Origin of the sequence: Nonomuraea sp. NPDC052634 (assembly GCF_040678535.1) — a bacterium.
GTDB classification, from domain to species: Bacteria; Actinomycetota; Actinomycetes; order Streptosporangiales; family Streptosporangiaceae; genus Nonomuraea; species Nonomuraea fastidiosa.
Genome location: NZ_JBFATY010000001.1, coordinates 2,429,540 through 2,450,592, shown reverse-complemented (window position 1 = coordinate 2,450,592; position 21,053 = coordinate 2,429,540). Strand labels below are relative to the sequence as shown.

Sequence of the window (21,053 nt, the reverse complement as noted above, 5' to 3'; positions counted from 1 at the left end):
TCGGCTGGACGGGTGCGGCTGAGGTCGGCTGGACGGGCCCTCGTGGGACTCGGTCCAGGTGAGCGGGACGGCGCGTGGCTCGGCTGGAGGTCTGCCCGGACGGGGCGTGGCTCGGCGAAGGTCAGCTGGAGGGTGGCGTGACCAGGGGGAGCACGATCGGGGGCTGGACGTCGTCCTCCGTGCCGGTCTCCGCCGCGCCCCTGATGCACAGCGACGACGACCAGGCCACCGAGGACGGCTGCCCGAGCGCGACCACCGCGCCCACCTTGAAGCAGTAGCCGGTGCCGGGGTCGAGCTTGCCGACCGTGTACGTGGTGCTGCCGCTCGGCGCCGACATCAGCCGGTCATCGGGGGCCTGCTGGACGATCACCGGGTACTGGGTCTTGCGTGCCGACTTCCACGACAGCGTCACCGTGGTGCCGTTGTCGGCGACCAGCTTGAGGTTCTTGGGGCGGTAGGCGGTGAGCGTGGCCGGGTCGGGGGTCCTGAGCGTGGCCGGCGGGGAGGTGGCCGGGTCGGCCGTGCCCTGCTCGGGAGCCGGCGACGGCACGGCCTGCGGCTGACCGCCGGTGGCCCGCGCGTCGGGCTGCTGCCGCCCGTCTCGGTTTCGCGTGTCCTGAGGCTGCTCGCTCTGCGGCCGGCCGTCGTGGACCACACCGTCCTGAGGCCGGCCATCGCCGGACCGGTCGTCGCTCGACTGGTCGTCCTGTACGGCCGAGTCACCGGGCGGCGTGGCGCCGGCCCCGCTGTCGGCCGTCAAGGTGACGCCCCGGTCGCCGCTCATCGCCAGCGCCACACTGCCCGCACCGGCCAGCACGGCAAGCGCGGAAACGCCCGCCACGATCAACGGCATCCGCCCGCGCCGCCGCTCCTGCGCGGCGTCCTGGGCCTGCGCGGGCGCACTCGCCTCGGGCGGCGGCGGGAGGAACGGCTGCGGCCCCGCCGGGGGCCTGACCCGGGAGCGCTCCGAGTCCACGGTCCACACCAGCTCCCGGGGCCCCGACCGCTCGGCACCGGAAACCTCGCCCTGCCCGGTTCCAGACGCCTCTCCGCGCCCAGGCGGCCCGGCCGGTGAAAGGACCTTAGCCTCCGACTGCTCGGCCGACGACGACGGCTCCCCGTAACCGGGCGCGCCCGGCACGGGCAGCCGCGCCGTCCGCGGCAACTGAGGACCGGGCTCCGGCAACAGCGCGGTGCGCGGCAGCTCCGCGGCCGACTGAGCTGAGGGCGCGGCCGAGGATCCGGACGGATGCCCGGCCGGCAGGGGCCCGCCGGCCTCGCCGAACGGCGGCCGCGACCCCGCCGCACCCCCCGGCTCGCCGCCGATGACGTGCGGGCCGTTGGCGGGGCCACGCTGGTCGGTGGGAACGCCTGCGGGCGGATGCTGCCTGGTCGGGGTGCCGGTCGCCTGGGGCAGGGCGTTGTGTGCGGGAGCGGCGTGCTTGTCGGCGGTGGTGGCCAGGTCGGTGGCGGCGGGGCGCGCGGCCGGATCCTTGGAGAGGGCCTGAATCAGGGTGGCGGCCAGGTCCTCGGGGACCGACGCGGGCAGTGGCGGCGGGGCCTCGGTCAGGACGGCGAGGGCGAACTTTGCCACGTTTCCGTCCAGCGCGAACGGGGGACGGCCCGTCAGCAGCTCGTACGCCGTCGAAGCCAGCGCGTACACATCCGAAGCGGGCACGGGCGGGCGGCCCTCAAGCTCCTCTGGGGAGGCGTGTACCGAGGGCGGCGTTCCGTCCGGCAGCTCCACTATCGACATCAGCGCCGACATGGCGAATCCGGTCAGCTTCACGCCGTTCCCGGCCGGCACGATGTTCTCGGGGATGACGCGGCCATGGACGCCGCCCGCCGCGTGCGTGGCCGCGACGGCGCGGGCCACGGCCGCCACGAGTGCGGCGGCCTGGTCAAGTGGCATCGGGCGGTCGCGGCCCGGGCGTTCGGCGAGGGTGGGGCCGTCGTGCGGGGGCGTCACCAGGTACGGTCGCCCGTCGCCGGTCGCGCCCACCTCCAGGACGGGGATCACGCCGCCGTGGGCGGACAGCTCGGCGGGGAAGCCGAACCCGCGGATGATCCGCTTCAGCGCCCGCTTGTCCACACGGTGGCAGGCCAGCGTCTTGACCAGTACGTCCGCCCCGGTCGTCGCCGAGCGCGCCCGGTGCACGGTCCAGGGGCCGTCGTGGCCGGCCGGTCCGAGCAGGTGATGACCGCGTACCCGGTCGGCGAGCGCGGTCATGTGATCAGGGGCGGGCCGCCCAGGTCATCGCTGTCGAACGGGTCGTACTCGGTGAGCGGCATCTTCATGCGCTCCCGCTCGCGCTCCTGCCCGGCACCGGCCGCGCCGCCGAGCGGCGGGATCATGCCCATCGGCCCGCCGGTGAGGCCGGCCGCGCCGGGCGTGGCCGAACCGCCGAGGCCGCTGCTGCCGAGGCCGGTGGCGGCGACGCTGCCGGGCACGACCGTGGGGCCTGAGCCGGTGGGCGTGCCGGGCACGAACGCCTGCGGCGCGGGCACGTTCGTGTTGGGCAGGCTGGACAGGTTCGTGGCCGGGTTGCTCAGCTCGGCCTGGTGCAGCGCCGGGTTCTGCGGCTCGGGACGCTGCAGGCCGGGGTTCGGGAGGCCGGGGTTCCGCAGTGCCGGGTCGTCCGAAGACGGAGTCCGCATGTCCGGGTTCTGCTGGGACGGGTCCGGCTGCGCGGGGTTCTCCAGCCCCGGGTTCTGCGACGACGGATCCTGCGACGACGGGTCCTGCAGCGAGGGGTCCGGAATTGACGGGTCGCGCAGCGACGGGTCTTCGTAGTCCGGCATGTCGGGAACGCCCGAACCGGGGAGGCCGTCGCCGAGGTCCGGCGTCGAGCCGAACCCCTTGTACGGGTTCTCGGTCAGCCCGCCGCCCAGGCCCAGCCCAGGACCGGCCCCGAAGTCCGGCATCCCGGTCGCCGGAGCCGTGGCCCGCTGCTCCACGTGGTCGCCGATGGAGTGGTAGACGTCCTGGATGAAGCGGTTGAGCTGCTGCAGGTGGTGGCGGGCGAGCGCGTGGGCGTTGGTGTCGGTGCCGACGACGTCGCCCATCCAGTCGTCCAGGTCCACGCTGCCGGTCCTGGGCACGTTGTTGTGGAACCAGGGCAGGACGTCCCTGCCGTACCAGATGAGGGGCTGGCCCACGGACTGGGCGGCGAAGCTGAGCCGGCCGAGGTCGCGCTGGAGCTCGCCGATCTTCTCGAAGATGCCCTCCAGCGACTCGCCGCCCAGGGTCTCGGCGATGCGGGCGGCCTCGCGGTGCAGCGTCTCCACCGACTCGGCGCACATCTCGGCGATCTCGGTGTACCTGCGCCCGGCCTCGGCCACCTTGTCGGGCTTGGTGGACTGGATGAGGTTGGAGATGTCGTCGCTGCTCTCCGCCTCGCCGTACTGCGGCAGGGTGCCGTCGATCTGCGGCACCCGCGGGTCCTTGAGCGCTCTGACCCAGTAGTCGGTCATCGGGCCTCCGTCACTTCCTGACGCCGCCCGCGATGGCCTGGTCAGCGCTCTTGGCGGTCTTGACGGTCTCGTCGAGTGCCTGCACCACGGCCGCGTACACCTGGGTGATGCGCCCGATCGCCTCGTCGATGGTCCGGTACGCCTGGTCGGTGGTGAACTTGAGGTCCATGGCGGCCTGCCACGTGCCGAGCTCCCGCTCGGTGAGCTGGGCCCGCGTGAGCCGGACCTGCAGGCTCTCGCCCGCCGCGCCCTGCAGCCGCTCCAGGTCCTGGCGCAGCCGCTCGACCGGGGACGATAGGAGCGGCCTGCCGGACTGCGGGTCCTCGTACTCGCCGATCTTGATGAACATCGTCTTGCTCGTCGTGCCCGGGTCCACACGGTTGGCCGCGAGCAGTTCGTCGAGCTGCGCCTGGGCCGGGGCGAGCGGAGGCTCCGGCGGGTAGTCGCCGTTGCGGTGGTCGTGGATGTGGTCGGCGTAGGCGTCCTCGACGCTGCGCGGCCCGACGTGCTCCTCGTGCGAGGAGATCGCGTCCTCGTGGCCGACGGTCCGCGTGGGACGCTGTAGCCGCGACAGCCCGATGCCCGGCCTGGGGGCGCCGTTGCCGTCGCCGCCCTCGGCGACAGGTACCGTCATGCTCACTCCCCGCGTCCGCACCGGTGTCCGCATCGGCATGTACGTCAACGATCGACGGACGTGCCGACATCTGCCTACCGGCCGCACCGCCAGGTGAAGCGCCATTTCAAGATATTTCTAAGAGAGCCACAGCAGCCGGATATGTGGGCAGACTTCCGTTTCGTGCCTTCGCTTTGGTACGGCGCCGCCGCTCTCCTCCTGGCGCTCACCCCGACCCCGGCGCCGACGCGTCCGGTGTCCCCGACCCCGGCGCGCGCGGTCACCTGCGACCCCGAGCCCGGCGTCGCCGAGGTCACCGGGACGCCGTGGCCGCAGGAACGGCTGCGGTTCTCGCAGGTGTGGCGGCTCACCAGGGGCGAAGGCGTACGGGTCGCGGTCGTGGACAGCGGCGTGGACGCCGCGCACCCGCAGCTCCGAGGTGTCGTCACCGACCAGGTGGACCTCACGGGGACGGACGCGCGCGACTGCGTCGGCCACGGCACCGCGGTGGCCGGCATCATCGCGGGCCAGGACCTCACCTCGCGCGGCGTGCCGGTGCTGGGCGTGGCGCCGGCCGCGAAGATCCTGGCGATCAAGCAGAGCGCGGGCAGGTCGGGCGACGTGTCGCGGCTGGCCGCCGCCATCCGGCGGGCCGCCGACCTCGGGGCCGACGTGATCAACGTGTCCGTGCAGGCCCACGACGCGCCCGAGCTGAAGGCGGCGGTGGCGTACGCGCAGGAGCAGGACGCGGTCATCGTGGCCGCCGCCGGGAACGTCGAGCAGGACGGCGGCGAGGTCACGCCCGCGTACCCGGCCGAGTACCCCGGCGTGATCGCGGTCGGCGCGGCCTCGCCCGACGGCGACAAACCGGACTTCTCCAATGGCGCCACCCGCGTCTCCGTCACCGCGCCCGGCGCGGGGATCACCAGCGCGTGGACGGGCGGCGGCTACCGTACGGGGCTCGACGGCACCAGCTTCGCCGCCCCCTTCGTCTCCGGCGTCGCCGCCCTCGTCAGAGCCCGATATCCGGACCTCGACCACTGGCAGGTCAAGCGCCGCATCGAGCAGACCGCCGAGGGCGGGGGAGCGGCGGGCACCGGCGCCGGACTCATCAACCCGCTGCAGGCGGTCACCTCGGTGCTGCCGCCGCCCGACGGCCCCGCCACGGCGAGTGCCGCCGCCGCGCCGCCGCTCGTGCTGCCCGCGGCGCCCGTCCCGGACCCGCGCACGCGTACGGTCGCCGTCGGCATCACCGCCGGCGCGGCGGGCGTCACCGCGATCGTGGTGTTCGTGGCGCTCATGCTGCCCAGGGCCAGGCGCAGAGGCTGGCGCGCGGGCGGCCCCGCGACATTTACAGGAAAGTTGAAATCGCAGCCCGGCCCGCCGGAACCCGCTTACGTTGATCCGGGAGATATCCCGGCCCGCGCCGCGCCGAAAGGAGCACCGTGGTAAATCAACCGACCACTTATACCGAGGGCAGCCAGCATAGCGCCGCAGAACGCGCGCAGCAGGCCGTCGCCAACATCGAGCAGATCTACAACCGGCTCACGCAGATCCCCGAGACGCTCGGCGCCGCCTGGCAGGGCGAGGCGGCCACCGTTTACCAGCAGGTTCTCGCCGAGTGGACGCCGCAGTTCAGAAGGGTCATCGACGCGCTCAACTCGATCGGCGAGAACCTGAAGGCGACCGGCATTCAATACAACGAGGCGAACACCCAGGCGACCGATGTGGCGGCGAAACTCCGGGCCGCGCTCGCCGGCGGCGAATTCTCCGGGCCCGTCTCCTGAACCACGGATCGAGGAGCTGACATGAGCGACATCATTCTCGCCAATTTCGACGAGATGGACGAGATCGCGAACGAGCTCGGCCGCGCGTACACCAATCTCGTCGGCGAGCTGGCGGACCTGGAGGCCGACTTCAAGGTGCTGGAGACCTGGGAGGGCGCGGCCAAGGAGGTCTACATGGAGGCCAAGCGCCAGTGGAACGACGCCGTCGTGAAGATGGGCGACACCATGCAGCGCTTCGGCCCGTCGCTGCAGGAGGCCACCGGCATCATGCGCGAGGCCGAGCACGTCAACGTGCGCCGCTGGACCGGCTGAGCAGGTGAACGAGCCGCTCATCGACCCGGCCGCCGCCGGGGACCGCACCGTGTGCCGGCCCGACGCGCTCCTCGACGTGGCCGGCAAGCTGCAGCGGGAGCTGCTGCCCCGGCTGGAGGCGGCGCGTTTCCAGGTGCCGGACCTGAGCCGGGGAGCCGCGGGGACGTGGGACATCGCCCAGGGGTACGCCGACACCGTGCGCCGCGCCCGCGAGGCCACGGGAGACTCGCTGCAGTTCGTGCTGGAGCAGGTCCAGCGGGTCATCGGCGACCTGGCCGACACCGCGACCACCGTACGCGACGCCGACCAGCGGGCCGCGGGCGTGGCGGGCCGCACTGACAGCGCGAGATAGAGGCGCGAGATAGAGGAACGCGTGCCGGAACCCAAACCGATCAAGAACGGCTGCCTCCAGGGCGGCAACCCCCACCAGTACGGGGGCCGCGACGCGATCAGGTCGCTGATCATGGGTACGCGGCCGGAGGAGTTCGAGCCGGTCGCGGCGGCGTACCGGCAGACCGCCGAGCTGCTCACCACCACGATCACCACGCTCGGCGACGGCGCGGCCCGCCTGGTCGCCGACGGTGACTGGGGCGGGGAGTCGGCCCGCGCCATGCTCACCCGGATGAACCGGCTGCAGACCTACCTCCAGGCGCTGCGCGACCGGCTGCAGGAGATCCCGCCCTCGCTGACGAGCGTCGGGCAGGAGCTGGCCACGGCCAAGGAACAGTTCGACCAGGCCACCAAGCCGCAGACCTACTACGCGATGGGCGCGGGATCGACCGACCCCCGCCATCCCACCAACGACCCCGACGAGGCGGCCAGGGCGTTCATCACCCGGCTCAACGCGGCCTTCCATCATGCGCACACGGCGCTGCCCGACCGGCTGCCGTGGGACGCGGAGCTGGCCTCGCCCGCGCCGTACCTGCCGCCTGCCGCCGCCGGTGACGGCGGCGACGGTACGGGGGAGAGCACGACCCCGCTGCGGCTGGGCACGGAGCTGGCCGGTACGGCGGGCTCCCCGCAGACGACCCCGGCAACGATGCCCGTCCCACCCGGCACGCCCGGCGCCGCCGTCCCACCCGGCACCGCCGTCCCACCGGGCACCGTCCCACCCGCGGCCGTGCCGGGCCCCGGAGCGGCAGGCACCCCGGTGACCGCCACCCCATCCGGCTACCTCGGCACCACGCACCTGACCGGCACATCGGACCTGGTGCGCCCTCTCTCGACCGGCCCCGACGGGCAGCCGGGCCCGGCGGAGAACGCCCGGCAGCCGCAGACCGCCCGCCCCACCGGCGTGCTGCCGCATGCCGCCGTTCCGCGGACGGCCCGCACCACCCCGGTCGCCCAGCCGATCACCAGGCCCGACCGCCACGTTCCCGCAGGGGACACCTCCACCGCCCAGGGCCCCTCCGCACGGCCCGGCAGCGTCCCCGTGGTGGGCGGGTCATCTCCGGCGGGCCTACCGGCCGGGACCGGCGGGCAGGGCACGGCCGGAACGGCAGGTGCCGGCGGGGTGCCGTTCCTGCCGATGGCCGCGGGCGCGCCGCTCGACCGGCAGAGTGCGCGCCGCCCCGGCACCCAGCGGGCCGACGACGACTTCTTCCGCCCGTCCGTGGACACGCCGCCGCCGGTGGTGGGGTGATCGGCATGGACCACGCTTCCGTGGGTTCGCAGCGCATGGACGCCGGCACCGTCGCCGTCGTCGCCGACTCCGTACGCGGGCACGTCGCCGGCGTGATGCACAGGTACGCCCAGCTCAACCCGTTCACCAGGGCCGTGTCCGAGGTGGCCGCCACGCAGTTCGGCATCAGGGCCGACCGGCAGGCGGGCGCGATCGCCAGCCGGGTCAGGCAGTTCGCGGCGGGCGGGCAGGGCGTGCTCGGCAAGGTCGTGGGCCGCCTGGTCAAGGTCTCGCCGGGCAGGCTCGCGCTCTACGGAGGGGTGGTGCTCGGCGGCGGCATGCTGGGCCAGCAGGCGGTGGCGACCCGGTTCAGCGAGACGAGGCTGCGGCAGGAGCCGCCCGGGCCGCCGTTCGGTCAGACGCCGTTCGGTCAGACGCCGTTCGGTCAGACGCCGTTCGGTCAGACGGGCCAGGGGAGCAGTCCGGAGACCCGCCCGGGAGATGAGCCCGGAGACGGAGAGGTGAGACAGACGTGACGGCGATCCCCGACGAAGGAGCCCTGGACCGGCTGATCGACCGCGCCCGGCAGCCCGACACCGGGCTGGACGACCTCTACCAGCAGGTCCTGGCCGTCAAGGGCACCGCCAGTGACCCGGACGACCTGGTCAGGGTCGAGTGCTCGGCTGAGGGAGTCACCGGCCTGCACATCGACCCGAGGGCCATGCGGTGGGGCTCGCAGCGCCTGTCGGAGACGATCCTGCGCCTGATCGCCGAGGCCCTGGCCGACCTGCAGGCGCGCTCGGCCGAGCTGCTGCGCGAGGTGGTGGGGGACGGCCCGCTGGACCTGTCCGCCCAGGACAACCCGGCCGACGTGCGCATGCGCGAGGCGCGCGAGGCGTACGAGTCCGCGCTCGACCAGGCCATGGCCGAACTCGCCCGCATCGAACGCGAACTGTAGAACCCCGGCTGTAGAACCCGGCCACGACGGCCCGGCACGGCGGCCGCACTCTGCGCAGCCCGCACACCGGAACCGGCCGAGGGCCGCGGGGAGCGGCCGGGCTCAGGACTGCAGGAACGCGGTCTGGATGAGCTTGTCTCCGGAACGCCGATCCACGTACACACCCCGCCCGGCCGGCAGCGTACGCGGCCGCACGTTCCCGAAGAGCTGCCCCTCGTCGCGCGGCCCCGACAGCAGCACGGCGGGCGTGTTCATCTCCTTCAGCCGCCGCACCACGGGATCCAGCATGGCCCGCCCCGCGCCGCCCATCGCCCGGCCGAGCACGAGGTGCAGGCCGATGTCGCGGGCCTGGGGGAGCAGGTCGCCGAGGAGCGCGAGCGGGTTGGCCGAGGTGGCGACGAGGTCGTAGTCGTCCACGATCACGTACAGGTCCTGCCCGGTCCACCAGCTCCGGGTGCGCAGCTGCTCGGCGGTGAGGTCGGGCGGCGGCAGCCGTTCCTGCAGCACCTCCTGCACGCCCTTGAGCAGCGTCGCGGCGGCGGTGCTCGATGCGGCGTAGCCGACGCGGTGCTCGGTGTCGGTGGCGTCCAGCAGCGAGCGGCGGTAGTCGATGACGACGAAGCGGGCCTGCATGGGCGTGCGGGCGGCGGCGATGCCGCGCGCGATCACCTTCAGCAGGTTGCTCTTGCCGGTCTCGGTGTCGCCGAACACCACGAAGTGCGGGTCGGCGTCGAAGTCCAGCAGGACGGGCGCGAGCGCGGCCTCGTCGATGCCGATCGGCACGCGGGCGCCGTCGCCGGGCGGCAGCGGCAGCGTGTGGGCGGGCAGCAGGGACGGCAGCAGCCGCACGGGCGGCGCGCCCTGCTCGTGCCAGGCCGCCGCGGCGGCTTCGACCAGCGCGGACACGCCGTCGGCGAGGTCGTCGACGGTGCTGCGGCCGTCGATGCGCGGCAGCGCGGCGAGGAAGTGCAGCGCCTCGCGGGTCAGGCCGCGTCCCGGCGCGCCCTCCGGCACGTTGGCGGCGGCCCGCCGGTCGATCTCGGAGTCGAAGGCGTCGCCGAGCCGCAGTTCGAGGCGGGTGCCGAGCAGGTCGCGCACGCCGGCCCTGAACTCCAGCCAGCGGTTCGCGGTGCCGACGACGTGCACGCCGAAGCCGAGCCCGCGCGTCACCAGGTCGCCGAGGTCGGGTTCGAGCTGCTCGTACTCCTGGCGCAGCGTCGCCCAGCCGTCCACGACGAGGAACACATCGCCCCAGCCGTCGCCCTCGTACTCGCCCGATGCGACCATCCGCCGGTAGGTGGCCATGGAGTCGATGCCCCGCTCCACGAACAGCCGCTCGCGCCGCTCCAGCACGCCCCGCACCTCGGCGACGGTCCTGCGCACCGCGTCGGCGTCCAGCCGGGTGGCCACGCCGCCGACGTGCGGCAGGCCGGCCAGCGCCGACAGGGTGCCGCCGCCGAAGTCCAGGCAGTAGAACTGCACCTCCTTCGGCGTGTGGGTGAGCGCGAGCGAGGCGATCAGCGTGCGCAGCAGCGTGCTCTTGCCGGTCTGCGGCGCCCCGACGATCGCGACGTTGCCCGCCGCGCCCGACAGGTCCAGCCAGTACGGATCCCGCCGCTGGTCGAACGGGCTGTCCACGATCCCCGCGACGGCGTGCAGCCGCCCCGGCCGGTCCCGCGCGGTGCCCGCGGCGGTGAGCCCGTGACGGGGCGTGGCCACGATGCGGGGGAGGAGCTGGTCCAGCGAGGCGGGCTCCTTCAGCGGCGGCAGCCAGATCCGGTGCGCCGCCGGGCCCTTGCCGGCCAGCCGGGACACCACGATGTCGAGCAGGCTCTCCTGCTTGCCCTTCTCCTCGGCGGGCGGCGGCGTCTCGGGCGCGGGCGGCAGCGGCACCCGTTCCGGGCCGTACCAGACGATCTTCCCGCGGTGGCCGGAGCGCGCCGCCGTGGCCGGGCTCTGCGCCGCCGCCGGCTGGTACGGCCCCGACACGTACGCGGCCCTGAACCGCGTCATGCCGGTCGTCTCGAACATCAGGTACGCGTTGCCCGGCTCGGGCGGCAGCGAGTACGCGTCCGCCACCCCGAGCACGGCCCGGCTCTCGGCGGCGGAGAAGGTGCGCAGCCCGATCCGGTACGACAGATGCGTGTCGAGCCCGCGCAGCCGCCCGGACTCCAGCCGCTGCGAGGCCAGCAGCAGATGCACGCCGAGCGAGCGGCCCAGCCGCCCGATCATCACGAACAGCTCGATGAACTCCGGCTTGGCCGACAGCAGCTCGCTGAACTCGTCCAGCACGATGAAGAGCGTCGGCAGCGGCCGCAGGTCGGCCCCCTGCTCGCGCGCCTGCTCGTAGTCGCGCAGCGAGGCGAAGTTGCCGGCCGCGCGCAGCAGCTCCTGGCGGCGTACCAGCTCGCCGTGGAGCGCGTCGTGCATGCGGTCGACCAGCGGCAGCTCGTCCTCCAGGTTGGTGATGACGGCCGAGACGTGCGGCAGCGACTCCAGGCCGAGGAAGGTCGCGCCGCCCTTGAAGTCCACGAGCACGAAGTTCAGCGTCTCGGACGAGTGGGTGATCGCCAGCGCCAGCACGAGCGTGCGCAGCAGCTCCGACTTGCCGGATCCGGTCGCGCCGACCACGAGGCCGTGCGGGCCCATGCCGCCCTGCGCGGCCTCCTTGATGTCCAGCTCCACGGGCCGCCCGTCCGCGCCGAGACCGATCGGCACCCGCAGCCGGTTGCGCAGCGGGCGCGGCTGCCAGGTGACGGCGGTGGACAGGCGCCGGGCGTCGCCGAGGCGCAGCAGGTCGGTGAGCGTGGTGTTGGCGGCGAAGACGTCGCGTGCCTCCTCCTGACCGCCCGTGCCCGTGCGCATCGGCGCGAGCTGCCTGGCCAGCGCCGCGAACGCGGGCTGCGACAGCCGGTCGGGACGGCCGAGCGGTGACCTGACCTCCTTGCCCAGCTCGTCCTCGGAGATCCTGACCAGCTCGTCCCCGGTGACCTCAAGCCGCAGCGTGAGCTGGGCGGGCCCCTGCGGCACCGTGCCGCTCAGGTCGATCACCGTGACGCCCTCGATGACGTCGAGCGCGAGCTGGCTGCCCTGCGGCACCGTCCCGCCGTCAACCACGATCACGTGGTACGGCACCGCGTCCGCCGACAGGCCCTTGGTGAAGCGCGGCCGGTCCTTCAGCTCGAAGCCCAGCAGCCCGTCGAGCTCGCCGAGGTCGCCCACGACCAGCCGCACGGGACCGGCGCCGTCCTCCTCCGACGGGTGCAGGGCGTGCGGCAGCCACTTGACCGGCTCCCACTCCCTGGCCCGCTCGCCCGCCGCGCACACCGAGATCCGCATCTCGTCGGGCGCGTGCAGGGCCGCCGCCTGGGCCAGCGCGGCGCGTACGAGGTCGCGCGCCGCCACCGGATCCCCCGACAGCGTGATCCTGGCGAACGAGTGCAGCGCCAGCGCCACCGGAAGCCCCGGCACGGTCGCGTGCGTGCGCACGAACCTGCGCAGCGCGCCCGCCGTCAGCGGGTCCAGGTCCTCGATCGGCCGGGTCTCCGGCGGGATGAGCGGCAGCGCCAGCCGCTGCGCCGAGGTGGCGATCCGCACCTGGGCGAAGTCGTCGTCGCGGGGCCGCCGCTCCCACAGACGGCTGGTCATCACCAGCGACCACAGGGTGGCCGGGTCGGGGTGGTTCCAGGTCATGGCGCGGCGCTGCTGCGCGGCGGCCGTACGCACCCGCTTCCTGACCTGCTCCAGGTAGCGGTAGTAGTCGCGGCGCAGGCCGTTGAGCTGGTTGCGGCGCTCGCCCGCCGTCCGCATGAGCTGGCCCACGCTCATGCCGATCATGGAGACCGCGAACAGGCCGCTGGAGACCAGCATGATCGGGTTGTGCGCCGACCCGCCGGTGAACATCAGCGCCATCGCGCCCGCCCCGGCGATCATCGGCAGATACGTCAGCAGTTGCGTCAGCCCGCCGCCCGTGACGGTCTCGGGGATCTCCGGCGGCGACTCCAGAAGCACCTCGCCCCTCGGAGGCTCCGGCGGCCTGCGCCGCTCGGGCCTGCGTACCACGATCAGGCTGCCGCTCACCGGGCCCATACAAGCCCCTGACGTAGGGATATGCCGGATATTTCAAAATTCCTGTACGTGTTACGCCCGCCGTCACGACAGCGCGCTCCCTACACTCGTCCGGGTGAGCGCCACCGGAACCGACCTGTGCCGGGTCACCATCGTGACCCCGCGCGGCTTCCTGGACCTCGGCCTGCCGCCGGACATCCCGCTCGGCAACCTGCTGCCGACCGTGCTGCGCATCGCCGGCGAAGGGCTGGCCGAGGCGGGCCTGGCGCACGGCGGCTGGGCGCTGCAGCGGCTCGGCGGGCCGCCGTTCGACCCCGGCGTCACCCTCGCCGAGCTGCAGGTGCGCGACGGCGAGCTGCTGCACCTGCGCCCGCGCGGCCACGAGCTGCCCGAGCCCGTCTTCGACGACGTGGCCGACGCCGTGGCGACCGGCGTGGCCGAGCGCACCGGCCGCTGGCAGCCCGATCTGACGAGGACGTACGGCCTGCGCGCCGCCGCCTGCCTGCTCGCGCCCGGCGCCGCCGCGCTGCCGCTCGCCGGGCCGCCGTGGACGCCCGCCGCCCTGGTCGCGGGCATCGTGGCGGTGCTGCTGCTGGTGGTCGCCGTGGCGCTCTCCCGCGCGCTCGGCGACGCCCGATCCGGCGCGGTGCTCGGCTACGCCGCCCTGCCGTACGGCTTCGTCGCTGGCCTGGTCGCCCCCGCCTCAGGCCCGTCGGTGCTCCAGCCGGACAACCTGCTGTCCGCCTGCGGCGTGACCCTCATGCTCGCCACCGCCACCGGGTTCGCGGTCGCGCAGGGGCTGCCCGCCTTCCTCGGCATCGCCGCCGCGGCGTTCTGCGGGCTGCTCGGCGCCGGCGTGGTCATGGCGTTCGGCCTGCCCGCGGCGGGTGTGGCGGCGGTGCTCGCCGCGCTCGCGGTGGGGCTCACCACGGTCGTCCCGTCGCTGTCGTTCCGGCTGGCCGGCATGCCGCTGCCCGCGCTGCCCACCACGGCCGAGGAGCTGCGGCGCGAGACCGGCGACCTCGACGGCGAGCTGGTCATCGACAAGACCGTGGTCGCCGACCGCTTCTGCGCCGGGCTGCTCGGCACGGTGTCGCTGGTCGTGCTCGGCGCGCAGGCGCTGCTGACGCTGGAGGGCACCTGGGCGGCGCTGGTGATGAGCGCCGCGCTGTCGCTCTCGCTGCTCATGCGGGCCCGCGTCTTCGAAGGACGCGGCCAGCGGGCCTGGCTGCTGTCCGCGACCCTGGCCGGCGTGGCGCTGCCGCTCGCCGGAGCCGCGCTGACCGCGGCCGACGCGCTGCTGCTGTACGCGATCGTGCCCGGCGTGGTGGTCCTCGCGCTCGGCGTGACCGGCACGGCGCTCTGGCTGGCCGCCTCGCGGCCGTCGCCGTTCTGGGGCCGGGTGGGCGACATCTTCGACATCCTGCTGATGATCGCCCTCATCCCGCTCGCGCTCGCCGTCATGAACCTGTACGAGACCATCCGCGGCCTGGTCAGCTAGCGGCCGTGAACGGGAGCGAGGGCGCAGTTGCACAGCCGGCGTGACCTTTACCAGGCCTACCGCCTCACCATCCAGCGGATCGGCCTGGCGCTGCTGCACGGCCGGCCCAACCAGCCGGAGTGGCCGCTGCGCCGCCAGACCATCGGGTTCCTCGCCGGGATCATGGTGGCGGTGCTGCTCTGCGTCGGCTTCGCCGTCTACGGGCTGCTGCGGCCCGGTGGCACCGCGTCCCTGGAAGAGCCCGGCACGCTGATCATCGAACGCGAGACCGGCGCCCGCTACGTCTACAGCCCCGACCAGCGCCGCCTCGTCCCCGTCGCCAACTACGCATCCGCCCGGCTCGTGCTGCCGTCCGGCCAGATCAAGGAGCGGGTCGTGGCTCGGGAAGCGCTGGCCTCGTACGAGCGGGGCGTGCCCATCGGCATCCCCGGCGCGCCCGACTCGCTGCCCGGCCCGGAGCACCTGGCCCGCGGCCCCTGGTCGGCCTGCGTGCAGGAGCGGGCCGAGCCGACCGGGCGCAAGCCGTACGTGACGCTGATCGCCGGACGCGAGGTCGGCGGCACGCCCGTCGCCGAGGGACAGGCGCTGCTGGTGGACGTCGGCGGGCAGCGGTGGGCCATCTGGCGCGGCACCCGCATGCGCGTGCCCGCCGGCATCGCCCGCGGGCTCACCGCCACCGACCCCGCGTCCGTACCGGTGGCCTGGCTCAACGCGCTGCCGGAAGGCCCCGATCTGGCCGCCCCGGCGATCAGCGGACGCGGCCGCCCCGTCACCGGGCCGGGCGGCAGGGCGGCGGCCGTCGGTCAGGTGTTCCGCGCAGGAGCGGTCGCGGGCGGCGAGGACCGCTGGTACGTGCTGCTCGCCGACGGCCTCGCCCCCGTCACGCAGGCGCAGGCCGCGCTGCTGCTCAGCGACCCGGCCAGCAGGGCCGCGTACGGCGGCGGCGCGGTCAGGGAGATCCCCGTGGACGCCGCCACCGCCAACGCCGCGCCGCGCTCGCGCACCACCGTGCCCGCCGACGGCCTGCCCGCCACGATGCCGGAGATGATCGCCTACAGCCCGGCCAGGCCGCTCTGCGTGGTGTACGCCGAGACGGACACCGGCTCCACCCGCGTCCGCCTCACCACCGGCGCCGCGCTGCCCGCACCGCGCGGCGACGCCACCGACCTGGTACGCCTCCCGCCGGGCCGCGCCGTCCTGGCCGGCGTGCTGCCCGGCGACGGCCAGCTCAAGGCCGTGCGCTCCTACTACCTCATCACCCAGGAGGGCCGCCGCCACGCCGTGCCCAGCGCGCAGGCCCTCGGCAAGCTCGGCTACGCGCCCTCGCAGGCAGCGCCGGTGCCGCTGAACCTGCTCCAGCTCATCCCCGAAGGGCCGGTGCTCGACCCGGCGCGGGCCGCCAAGCCGGTGCTCGACGGCGACCGGGCCGATCAGTAGCCCGTCAGTAGCCCCGGTAGCCCGTGCCGGTCTTCATGCCGACGACGCCCGGCACGTTCGACACCGAGCCGTAGCGGGCGATCGCGTAGCGGACGCCCGCGATGATGTTGTCCACCGGGTTGTAGATGTCGTCGTGTCCGGGCAGCTTGTAACGCTGGAACGTCGGGTCGATCGTCTGCATGAGGCCCTTCGACGGGGTGCCCCTGGCCGCGTTCGAGTCCCAGTTGTTGATGGCGTGCGGGTTGCCGCCCGACTCGTGCTTGATGATCAGGTAGATGTCGTTCGGGTGCATCTTGTCGGCCGGGTACCCGTGAGCCTTGAGGATCTCGATGGCCTGGTCGATCCAGACGGCCACCTGGCCCTGGGGCGCGGGGCCGCCGCCCGGCGGGGGAGGACCGCTCGGGCCGTAGCCGCCGAAGCCGCCCGTCGTGCCGCCACCGCCGTACCCGGCCAGCGAGGTGCCCCGGTCGTCGCCGCGTGACGCCGGCGACCAGCCGAGCGCCTGCCCGGCGCGGGGCGCGAACGGCTGCGCGTCCGGCTCCGGCACGGTCGCGCCCACGTCGGGGATGCCCTCCATGGCCTCGGTGATCTTGCTCGCCAGGCTCGCCAGCGTGCCGCCGGTCTCGGTGACCAGCCGCTGCAGGATGCCGCGCGCCTCGTTCAGCGCGGGGGCGACGCTCCGCGCCACCTGCTCCTCGGTGGGCGGCGGGGTGGCCGCGCGCGCCTCGCGTACGGCGGCGGCGTACGCCTGGCACACCTCCTGCGCCTGCGACTCGGCGGCGCGCAGCGTCTCGGCGGCGGTCTCCAGGTGGCCCGCCGCCGTCTCCAGCGCCTGCGCCAGCCGGTCGCCCGCACCCGTCAGCCTGCCCATGTAGCCTGCGAACGCCTCGGCGCTGCCGCCCTGCCAGGCCTCGCTCACGTCACCGGTCGCGGAGGTCAGCGCGCCGGTGTGCCGCCGGGCCGTGCTCGCCGCGGTGCGCAAGGCGCCCGCCTGCGCGGAGATCGCGCCCGGGTCGCCGACCAGCCGCTGCGCGAGCCCGGCCAGCTCCGCCCCGCCGGGCATGCCGCCGACGTCGTCGATCGCGCTCATGCCGGCGCCACCTCCGGTGACGTGATCGCCTCGCCGCCCTGGCGGCCTGCCCCGGTCCTGCCCGTACGGGGCCGCCCCGGGGTCATCGCCTGACCGCCTGCGCGGCCTATCCTGGCCCTGCCCGTACGGGGCCGCGCCGGGGTCATCGCCTGACCGCCTGGCCGTCGGCGGAGGTGAACGTGCGATCGACGGCGTCGAGCGTGCGGTCCACCGCCTCCAGCCTGCGGCCGAGCGTCTTGGCCGCCTGCTCGGCGGCGCCGCGCAGCGCGGAGACCGCCGACGCCAGCGCCTGCGATCCCGAGACCGTCCCGAAGGCCGCCGCTTCCGGGGCGTCCGTACCGATCAGCCCGGCGAAGACCCCGGAGGCCGACTTCGCCGCCGCGCCGCAGTCGTCCAGCGCGTCGCGGTGGAACGTGAGCGCCATCCCCAGGCACTCTCCTTCCCTCAGCCCTTACACACAGCCTCACACTCCCGGCGCCGGGGCTCAGCGCCGGAAGAGCTCCAGCAGCTCCTCGGCCCGGTGGGTGCGGGCGATCCACACCTCGCGCCCCCGGCGCTCCCTCGTGATCAGCCGCCCGGCGCGCAGCCGGTCGCAGTGGTACGTCAGCCCGCTGGGCGCGATCTTCATGTCGGTCGCCAGCATGGACATCGTCATCGGCTGTTCCAGCGCGCAGAGCAGATCGGCGCGGACCGGCCCGACCAGCGCGGACAACTCGTCCACCGCCGGTGCGACGGGCCGCCGCCACAGGGAGTCCGCCCCCGGCACCGGGTAGGCGATCCAGACGGCGTCGGGGTCGTCAAGGCCGAGGATGAGCGCGTCGCGCCCGGCCAGCATCGGCACCAGCACGATCCGCCGGTCGCCCAGCTCGTACGTGCCGGCCGCGACACCCGAGAAGACCAGCCCGCGCTCGCCGTAGGACATGCGGTCGCTGATCGCGCCGAGCAGCAGCTCGGGCCCGCCGCGCACGGTGGTCACGCCGACCCGCTCGACCTCCCTGTCCAGCAGCCGGCGGGCCCGCTTCCACAGCGGTTCGGTGGTTCTCCAGACGTCGGCGAGCGCGGTGGCGTAGCCGTGCAGCCAGAGGTCTGGCCGCTCGACGACCGGGCGCCACTGCGGGGGCGGCGTGCCAGGCCCGTACGTACGCTCGAGATCCTTGATCAACGCGTCGGGCTCGAGCTCCTGAAGTGCGGCGATCTGGGCCGCGACCGTGAAGTCGCCGCCTGAGGGGGAGCGCGGCACCAGGAAGTCGGGCGCGAGCGCGGATCCGGGGGCCGACAGGGGACGCACGGCCTCATGACCGAGCGGGCCGACCCGCGCGCCGACCGCCCGCCGCCAGAGCTCGGGCAGGCCGCGGCGGCGGCCGGCGAGGGCGTCGGCGAGCATGGCGAGCGCCGTCAGGTTGGGCGAGATCGAGATGGAGAGCTGCGGTGTGGAGCCGATGATCAGTTCGCTCCACGCATTGGTCCTTGTTACTTCGGCCCCCACGGGTAGGACTGTAGACAGAGAAGACATCGGCGGAGGAATGCTTCAACGAAGCTCGAAACATCAATAAAGCGGGCGAATCACGGGGCTAAGTGCCGCACCTTTCGTGGCATCCCTTCGGCGGAGAGGCGGCGTTCATCGCCCGCGCCTCCTGCAAAGGGGCGGGCGGATTTGTCGGTGCGGGAAGTTACGCCACGCCGCTAACTTTTGCCTTAAAAGCGGCTTACAACCCCTGCTGGGTCATACGTCCTCGTGGGGCGCGGCCGCCTCTCCGGGCCACCGCCGCACCGCGGAAACCGTTTGTTGTACCGAGGTCAAAAGACGGACCACCGCGTGATGGCTTTTTCCACCGAATGCCGGGCCGACGGGTGGCGTACGGCGCGCCGGGATGAAAGCCTTCCGGCAACCGCCCCGGCCGCCCTGCGAACGGGCGGCCGGGGCGAGCCCGCAACGCACCGAGAGGAGTGCTGCAGATGACACCTGACGCCAGCCGCGTCGCGGCGAAGCGGATCAACGACCACGTGGAGGTCGTCCACGTGGATCACCCGGATGTGGTCCTGGAGGTTCCTCGCCGCGACTGGGAGGCGTTCACCGCGGCCGTCAAGTCGGGAGCGTACGATCTCGACGTGCTCCCCCGAGTGGCCGAGGAGAGCGCGGCCTGACATTCCGCAGCACGACGGCGCCCGCTCCCGCCAGGGGGAGCGGGCGCTCCGCACTCATCGGTCCCCGCCCGGTACGAGCGCGGGCGCGCGCCCGCGGACCCCACCCGGCTGGAGCGCAGGGGCGGGTGCCCGCGGACCCCGCCCGCGAGGCGGCGGGCCCGGCAAGAGGCCACACCTGGGCTCAGGGCAGTCGCAGCTCGGCGAACACGCCGCGATGGTCGGTCCCGGGGACGTCCACCACCTCGACGTCGCGCACCGCCACCCGCCGGTCCGCCACCACGTGGTCGATGGAGATGATCGGCGGCATCGGACGGAAGTTCGGCCAGGTGGGCGTGAGGCCCTGGCCGAGCTGGTCGGCGGCGTCCACGTACCCCCTGTCCAGCAGCTCGCGGAAGGCGCGGTGGTCGAGGCTCGCGTTGAAGTCCCCGGCGAGCACCCTGATCGCCGACGGCGAGGGCCCGGGCAGCGCGCGCAGCGACGCCGTCCACTCCCGTTCCTTGCGGCCCAGGGGCGGGTTGGGGTGTACGGCGACGAACTCCACGCTGCTCCCGCCGGGCAGCGTCACGGTGGCGGCCGGCATGTTGTGCCCGATCGGCGTGAACAGGTCCTTCAGCTCCGCCACCGGATGCTTGGCGTAGATGCCGCTGCCCGTCACGTCGGCCTCCGGCTGCAGCACCCGGTACGGCAGCAGCTCCCGCAGCCCGGCCGCGTCGAGCCGGTCCGCCTCGGCGTGGGTCAGCTCAAGGGCGCTGAAGACGTCGATGTCGTAGCGGCGTACCAGGGCGACCACGGCGGCGGCGTCGGCACGGCCGAACAGGTTGACCGACAGCACCCGCAGCGGCGCGCCCTTGGCCGGCGGCTGCTCGGCGGCCACCGTACGCGGCGCCACGACGGCGGCCATCGTCACGCTCGCCAGCGCGGCGACCAGCGCCGCCCACCGGTTGCGGCGCAGCAGCGCCACGATCGCGGTCAGCGCCGCAAGCACCGCGCCGTACGGCGTCACGGTCATGAGCTGGGTGTCGAACGAGCCGCGCTCCCACCCGAAGAGCCGCTCGACCGCCCACACGCCGACCACCACGGCCGCCGTCCACGACATCCACCGCCTGCGCCGCCGTCGCCGCGGCACCGGCGCCTCGTCGCTCGCGGCTCGCTCGATGCCGACCGTCGTGCTCACTTCGTCGTCGTCCCGTCCCAGAGGAGGTAACTCGCCGATGCCCGGCCGCGCCAGGGACGGCGTCTAGCGTTTGCGGCCCACGCCCGCGTACATCCAGGCGGGCTCGTCGGGGAAGAGCGGCGTGTCCCGCCACTGCGACACCGCCACGAGCCCCGGCTCCAGCAGGTCGAACCCGTCGAAGTAGCGGCTGATCTGCTCGCCGGTGCGCGGCGTCCTGTGCATCGCCTGCGTGCTGGTCGCCGCCACGTAGTCGTCGGCGGTCTTCTTGTCGATCAGGTCGAGCGTCAGGTGGCTGAGCACCAGGTAGCTGCCCGACGGCAGCGCCTTCGTGTACGCCTTGACCAGGCCCTCGGGGTCGTCGCTGTCGGGGATGTGCATGAGGATCGCGACCATGACGAGCGCGATCGGCTGCGTGAAGTCGAGGGTGGCCAGCGTGTCGGGGTGCTCCAGGATCGAGCGGGGCTCGCGGACGTCGGCCTCGATGTACGCGGTGCGGCCCTCGGGCGTGCTGGTCAGCAGGGCCCTGGCGTGCGCCATCACGATCGGGTCGTTGTCGACGTAGACCACACGCGACTCCGGCGCCTCCTCCTGGGCCACCTCGTGGGTGTTGCCCTGGGTGGGGATGCCGGTGCCCAGGTCGAGGAACTGCCGCACGCCGAGCTGCGCGAGGTGGCGCACGGCCCGGCCGAGGAAGGCCCGGTTGTTCCGCGCGCTCTCGCGGATGCCCGGCACCGCGGCCATCGTCGCTTCGGCCACCCGGCGATCGGCTTCGAAGTTGTCCTTGCCACCGAGCCAGTAGTCGTAGACCCGGGCGGAGTGAGGAATGTTCGGGTTGATGCCGTGGGGTGCGCTCACACCGAGGATCTTACGGGC

General features: G+C 73.9%; 19 protein-coding genes. 10 read left to right on the top strand and 9 right to left on the bottom strand.

Annotated elements, in window-relative coordinates; translation table 11 throughout:
- Positions 1 to 121: 121 nt before the first annotated feature.
- The 3 genes from AB0K67_RS10925 to AB0K67_RS10915 are packed head-to-tail and all read right to left on the bottom strand — an operon-like array spanning position 122 to position 4,108.
- Positions 122 to 2,230, bottom strand: coding sequence for a protein kinase (locus AB0K67_RS10925; protein ID WP_364056389.1), 2,109 nt, complete (start codon positions 2,228 to 2,230; stop codon positions 122 to 124).
- Complete coding sequence (locus AB0K67_RS10920; protein WP_364056386.1) at positions 2,227 to 3,474, bottom strand: hypothetical protein; 1,248 nt, start codon at positions 3,472 to 3,474, stop codon at positions 2,227 to 2,229. The genes AB0K67_RS10925 and AB0K67_RS10920 overlap by 4 nt, the downstream gene beginning before the upstream one ends.
- Before the next feature lie 10 nt (positions 3,475 to 3,484).
- Positions 3,485 to 4,108: a hypothetical protein gene (locus tag AB0K67_RS10915; RefSeq protein ID WP_364056384.1), complete on the bottom strand. Its 624-nt coding sequence runs from the start codon at positions 4,106 to 4,108 to the stop codon at positions 3,485 to 3,487.
- 162 nt (positions 4,109 to 4,270) lie between these two features.
- Here AB0K67_RS10915 and mycP point away from each other — a divergent pair, with 162 nt between their 5' ends.
- The 7 genes from mycP to AB0K67_RS10880 are packed head-to-tail and all read left to right on the top strand — an operon-like array spanning position 4,271 to position 8,765.
- Complete coding sequence (gene mycP / locus AB0K67_RS10910; protein ID WP_364056381.1) at positions 4,271 to 5,539, top strand: type VII secretion-associated serine protease mycosin; 1,269 nt, start codon at positions 4,271 to 4,273, stop codon at positions 5,537 to 5,539.
- Positions 5,533 to 5,874, top strand: coding sequence for a WXG100 family type VII secretion target (locus AB0K67_RS10905; RefSeq protein ID WP_364056378.1), 342 nt, complete (start codon positions 5,533 to 5,535; stop codon positions 5,872 to 5,874). Before mycP ends, AB0K67_RS10905 begins: the two co-directional genes overlap by 7 nt.
- Positions 5,875 to 5,895: 21 nt before the next feature.
- On the top strand, positions 5,896 to 6,186 hold the full coding sequence (locus AB0K67_RS10900) for a WXG100 family type VII secretion target (protein WP_364056375.1): 291 nt from the start codon (positions 5,896 to 5,898) through the stop codon (positions 6,184 to 6,186).
- Between the two features lie 4 nt (positions 6,187 to 6,190).
- Positions 6,191 to 6,538, top strand: coding sequence for a hypothetical protein (locus tag AB0K67_RS10895; protein WP_364056372.1), 348 nt, complete (start codon positions 6,191 to 6,193; stop codon positions 6,536 to 6,538).
- Between the two features lie 21 nt (positions 6,539 to 6,559).
- Positions 6,560 to 7,828 carry a hypothetical protein gene (locus AB0K67_RS10890; protein WP_364056369.1) on the top strand — a complete coding sequence of 423 codons (1,269 nt, stop codon included), beginning with the start codon at positions 6,560 to 6,562 and terminating at the stop codon, positions 7,826 to 7,828.
- 5 nt (positions 7,829 to 7,833) lie between these two features.
- On the top strand, positions 7,834 to 8,343 hold the full coding sequence (locus tag AB0K67_RS10885; protein WP_364056366.1) for a hypothetical protein: 510 nt from the start codon (positions 7,834 to 7,836) through the stop codon (positions 8,341 to 8,343).
- Complete coding sequence (locus tag AB0K67_RS10880; protein WP_364056363.1) at positions 8,340 to 8,765, top strand: YbaB/EbfC family nucleoid-associated protein; 426 nt, start codon at positions 8,340 to 8,342, stop codon at positions 8,763 to 8,765. The genes AB0K67_RS10885 and AB0K67_RS10880 overlap by 4 nt, the downstream gene beginning before the upstream one ends.
- A 102-nt stretch (positions 8,766 to 8,867) precedes the next feature.
- Here AB0K67_RS10880 and eccCa read toward each other — a convergent pair whose 3' ends face one another.
- Complete coding sequence (gene eccCa, locus AB0K67_RS10875; RefSeq protein WP_364056360.1) at positions 8,868 to 12,845, bottom strand: type VII secretion protein EccCa; 3,978 nt, start codon at positions 12,843 to 12,845, stop codon at positions 8,868 to 8,870.
- A gap of 103 nt (positions 12,846 to 12,948) precedes the next feature.
- Between eccCa and eccD the strand changes: the two genes are divergently transcribed.
- Positions 12,949 to 14,334 (top strand): type VII secretion integral membrane protein EccD, encoded by a 1,386-nt coding sequence (gene eccD / locus AB0K67_RS10870; RefSeq protein WP_364056357.1) that lies wholly within the window; start codon positions 12,949 to 12,951, stop codon positions 14,332 to 14,334.
- 27 nt (positions 14,335 to 14,361) lie between these two features.
- A complete protein-coding gene (gene eccB / locus AB0K67_RS10865; RefSeq protein WP_364056354.1) occupies positions 14,362 to 15,771 on the top strand; it encodes a type VII secretion protein EccB in 1,410 nt (469 codons plus the stop codon).
- A gap of 4 nt (positions 15,772 to 15,775) precedes the next feature.
- Here eccB and AB0K67_RS10860 read toward each other — a convergent pair whose 3' ends face one another.
- The 3 genes from AB0K67_RS10860 to AB0K67_RS10850 form a co-directional block, all read right to left on the bottom strand.
- Complete coding sequence (locus AB0K67_RS10860; protein ID WP_364056351.1) at positions 15,776 to 16,861, bottom strand: transglycosylase SLT domain-containing protein; 1,086 nt, start codon at positions 16,859 to 16,861, stop codon at positions 15,776 to 15,778.
- 142 nt (positions 16,862 to 17,003) lie between these two features.
- Positions 17,004 to 17,285, bottom strand: a complete 282-nt coding sequence (locus AB0K67_RS10855) for a hypothetical protein (protein ID WP_364056348.1) — start codon at positions 17,283 to 17,285, stop codon at positions 17,004 to 17,006.
- Between the two features lie 60 nt (positions 17,286 to 17,345).
- The gene (locus tag AB0K67_RS10850; protein WP_364056345.1) at positions 17,346 to 18,347 is read right to left on the bottom strand and encodes a winged helix-turn-helix domain-containing protein; all 1,002 of its coding nucleotides are present in this window, start codon (positions 18,345 to 18,347) and stop codon (positions 17,346 to 17,348) included.
- Between the two features lie 470 nt (positions 18,348 to 18,817).
- Here AB0K67_RS10850 and AB0K67_RS10845 point away from each other — a divergent pair, with 470 nt between their 5' ends.
- Positions 18,818 to 19,006 carry a hypothetical protein gene (locus tag AB0K67_RS10845; RefSeq protein ID WP_364056342.1) on the top strand — a complete coding sequence of 63 codons (189 nt, stop codon included), beginning with the start codon at positions 18,818 to 18,820 and terminating at the stop codon, positions 19,004 to 19,006.
- A gap of 181 nt (positions 19,007 to 19,187) precedes the next feature.
- On the opposite strand, the gene AB0K67_RS10840 is transcribed toward AB0K67_RS10845, so the two are convergent.
- Both AB0K67_RS10840 and AB0K67_RS10835 read right to left on the bottom strand, forming a co-directional pair.
- Positions 19,188 to 20,180 (bottom strand): endonuclease/exonuclease/phosphatase family protein, encoded by a 993-nt coding sequence (locus tag AB0K67_RS10840; RefSeq protein WP_364056339.1) that lies wholly within the window; start codon positions 20,178 to 20,180, stop codon positions 19,188 to 19,190.
- Positions 20,181 to 20,243: 63 nt separating this feature from the next.
- On the bottom strand, positions 20,244 to 21,035 hold the full coding sequence (locus tag AB0K67_RS10835; RefSeq protein ID WP_364056336.1) for an SAM-dependent methyltransferase: 792 nt from the start codon (positions 21,033 to 21,035) through the stop codon (positions 20,244 to 20,246).
- Between the last annotated feature and the right edge of the window lie 18 nt (positions 21,036 to 21,053).

Excerpts from the sequence above, each read along its gene's own strand:
- AB0K67_RS10860 (WP_364056351.1), bottom strand. The coding sequence starts at position 16,861 with ATGAGCGCGATCGACGACGTCGGCGGCATGCCCGGCGGGGCGGAGCTG.
- AB0K67_RS10920 (WP_364056386.1), bottom strand. The coding sequence starts at position 3,474 with ATGACCGACTACTGGGTCAGAGCGCTCAAGGACCCGCGGGTGCCGCAG.
- AB0K67_RS10915 (WP_364056384.1), bottom strand. The coding sequence starts at position 4,108 with ATGACGGTACCTGTCGCCGAGGGCGGCGACGGCAACGGCGCCCCCAGG.
- AB0K67_RS10925 (WP_364056389.1), bottom strand. The coding sequence starts at position 2,230 with ATGACCGCGCTCGCCGACCGGGTACGCGGTCATCACCTGCTCGGACCG.
- AB0K67_RS10845 (WP_364056342.1), top strand. The coding sequence starts at position 18,818 with ATGACACCTGACGCCAGCCGCGTCGCGGCGAAGCGGATCAACGACCAC.
- AB0K67_RS10855 (WP_364056348.1), bottom strand. The coding sequence starts at position 17,285 with ATGGCGCTCACGTTCCACCGCGACGCGCTGGACGACTGCGGCGCGGCG.
- AB0K67_RS10900 (WP_364056375.1), top strand. The coding sequence starts at position 5,896 with ATGAGCGACATCATTCTCGCCAATTTCGACGAGATGGACGAGATCGCG.
- AB0K67_RS10885 (WP_364056366.1), top strand. The coding sequence starts at position 7,834 with ATGGACCACGCTTCCGTGGGTTCGCAGCGCATGGACGCCGGCACCGTC.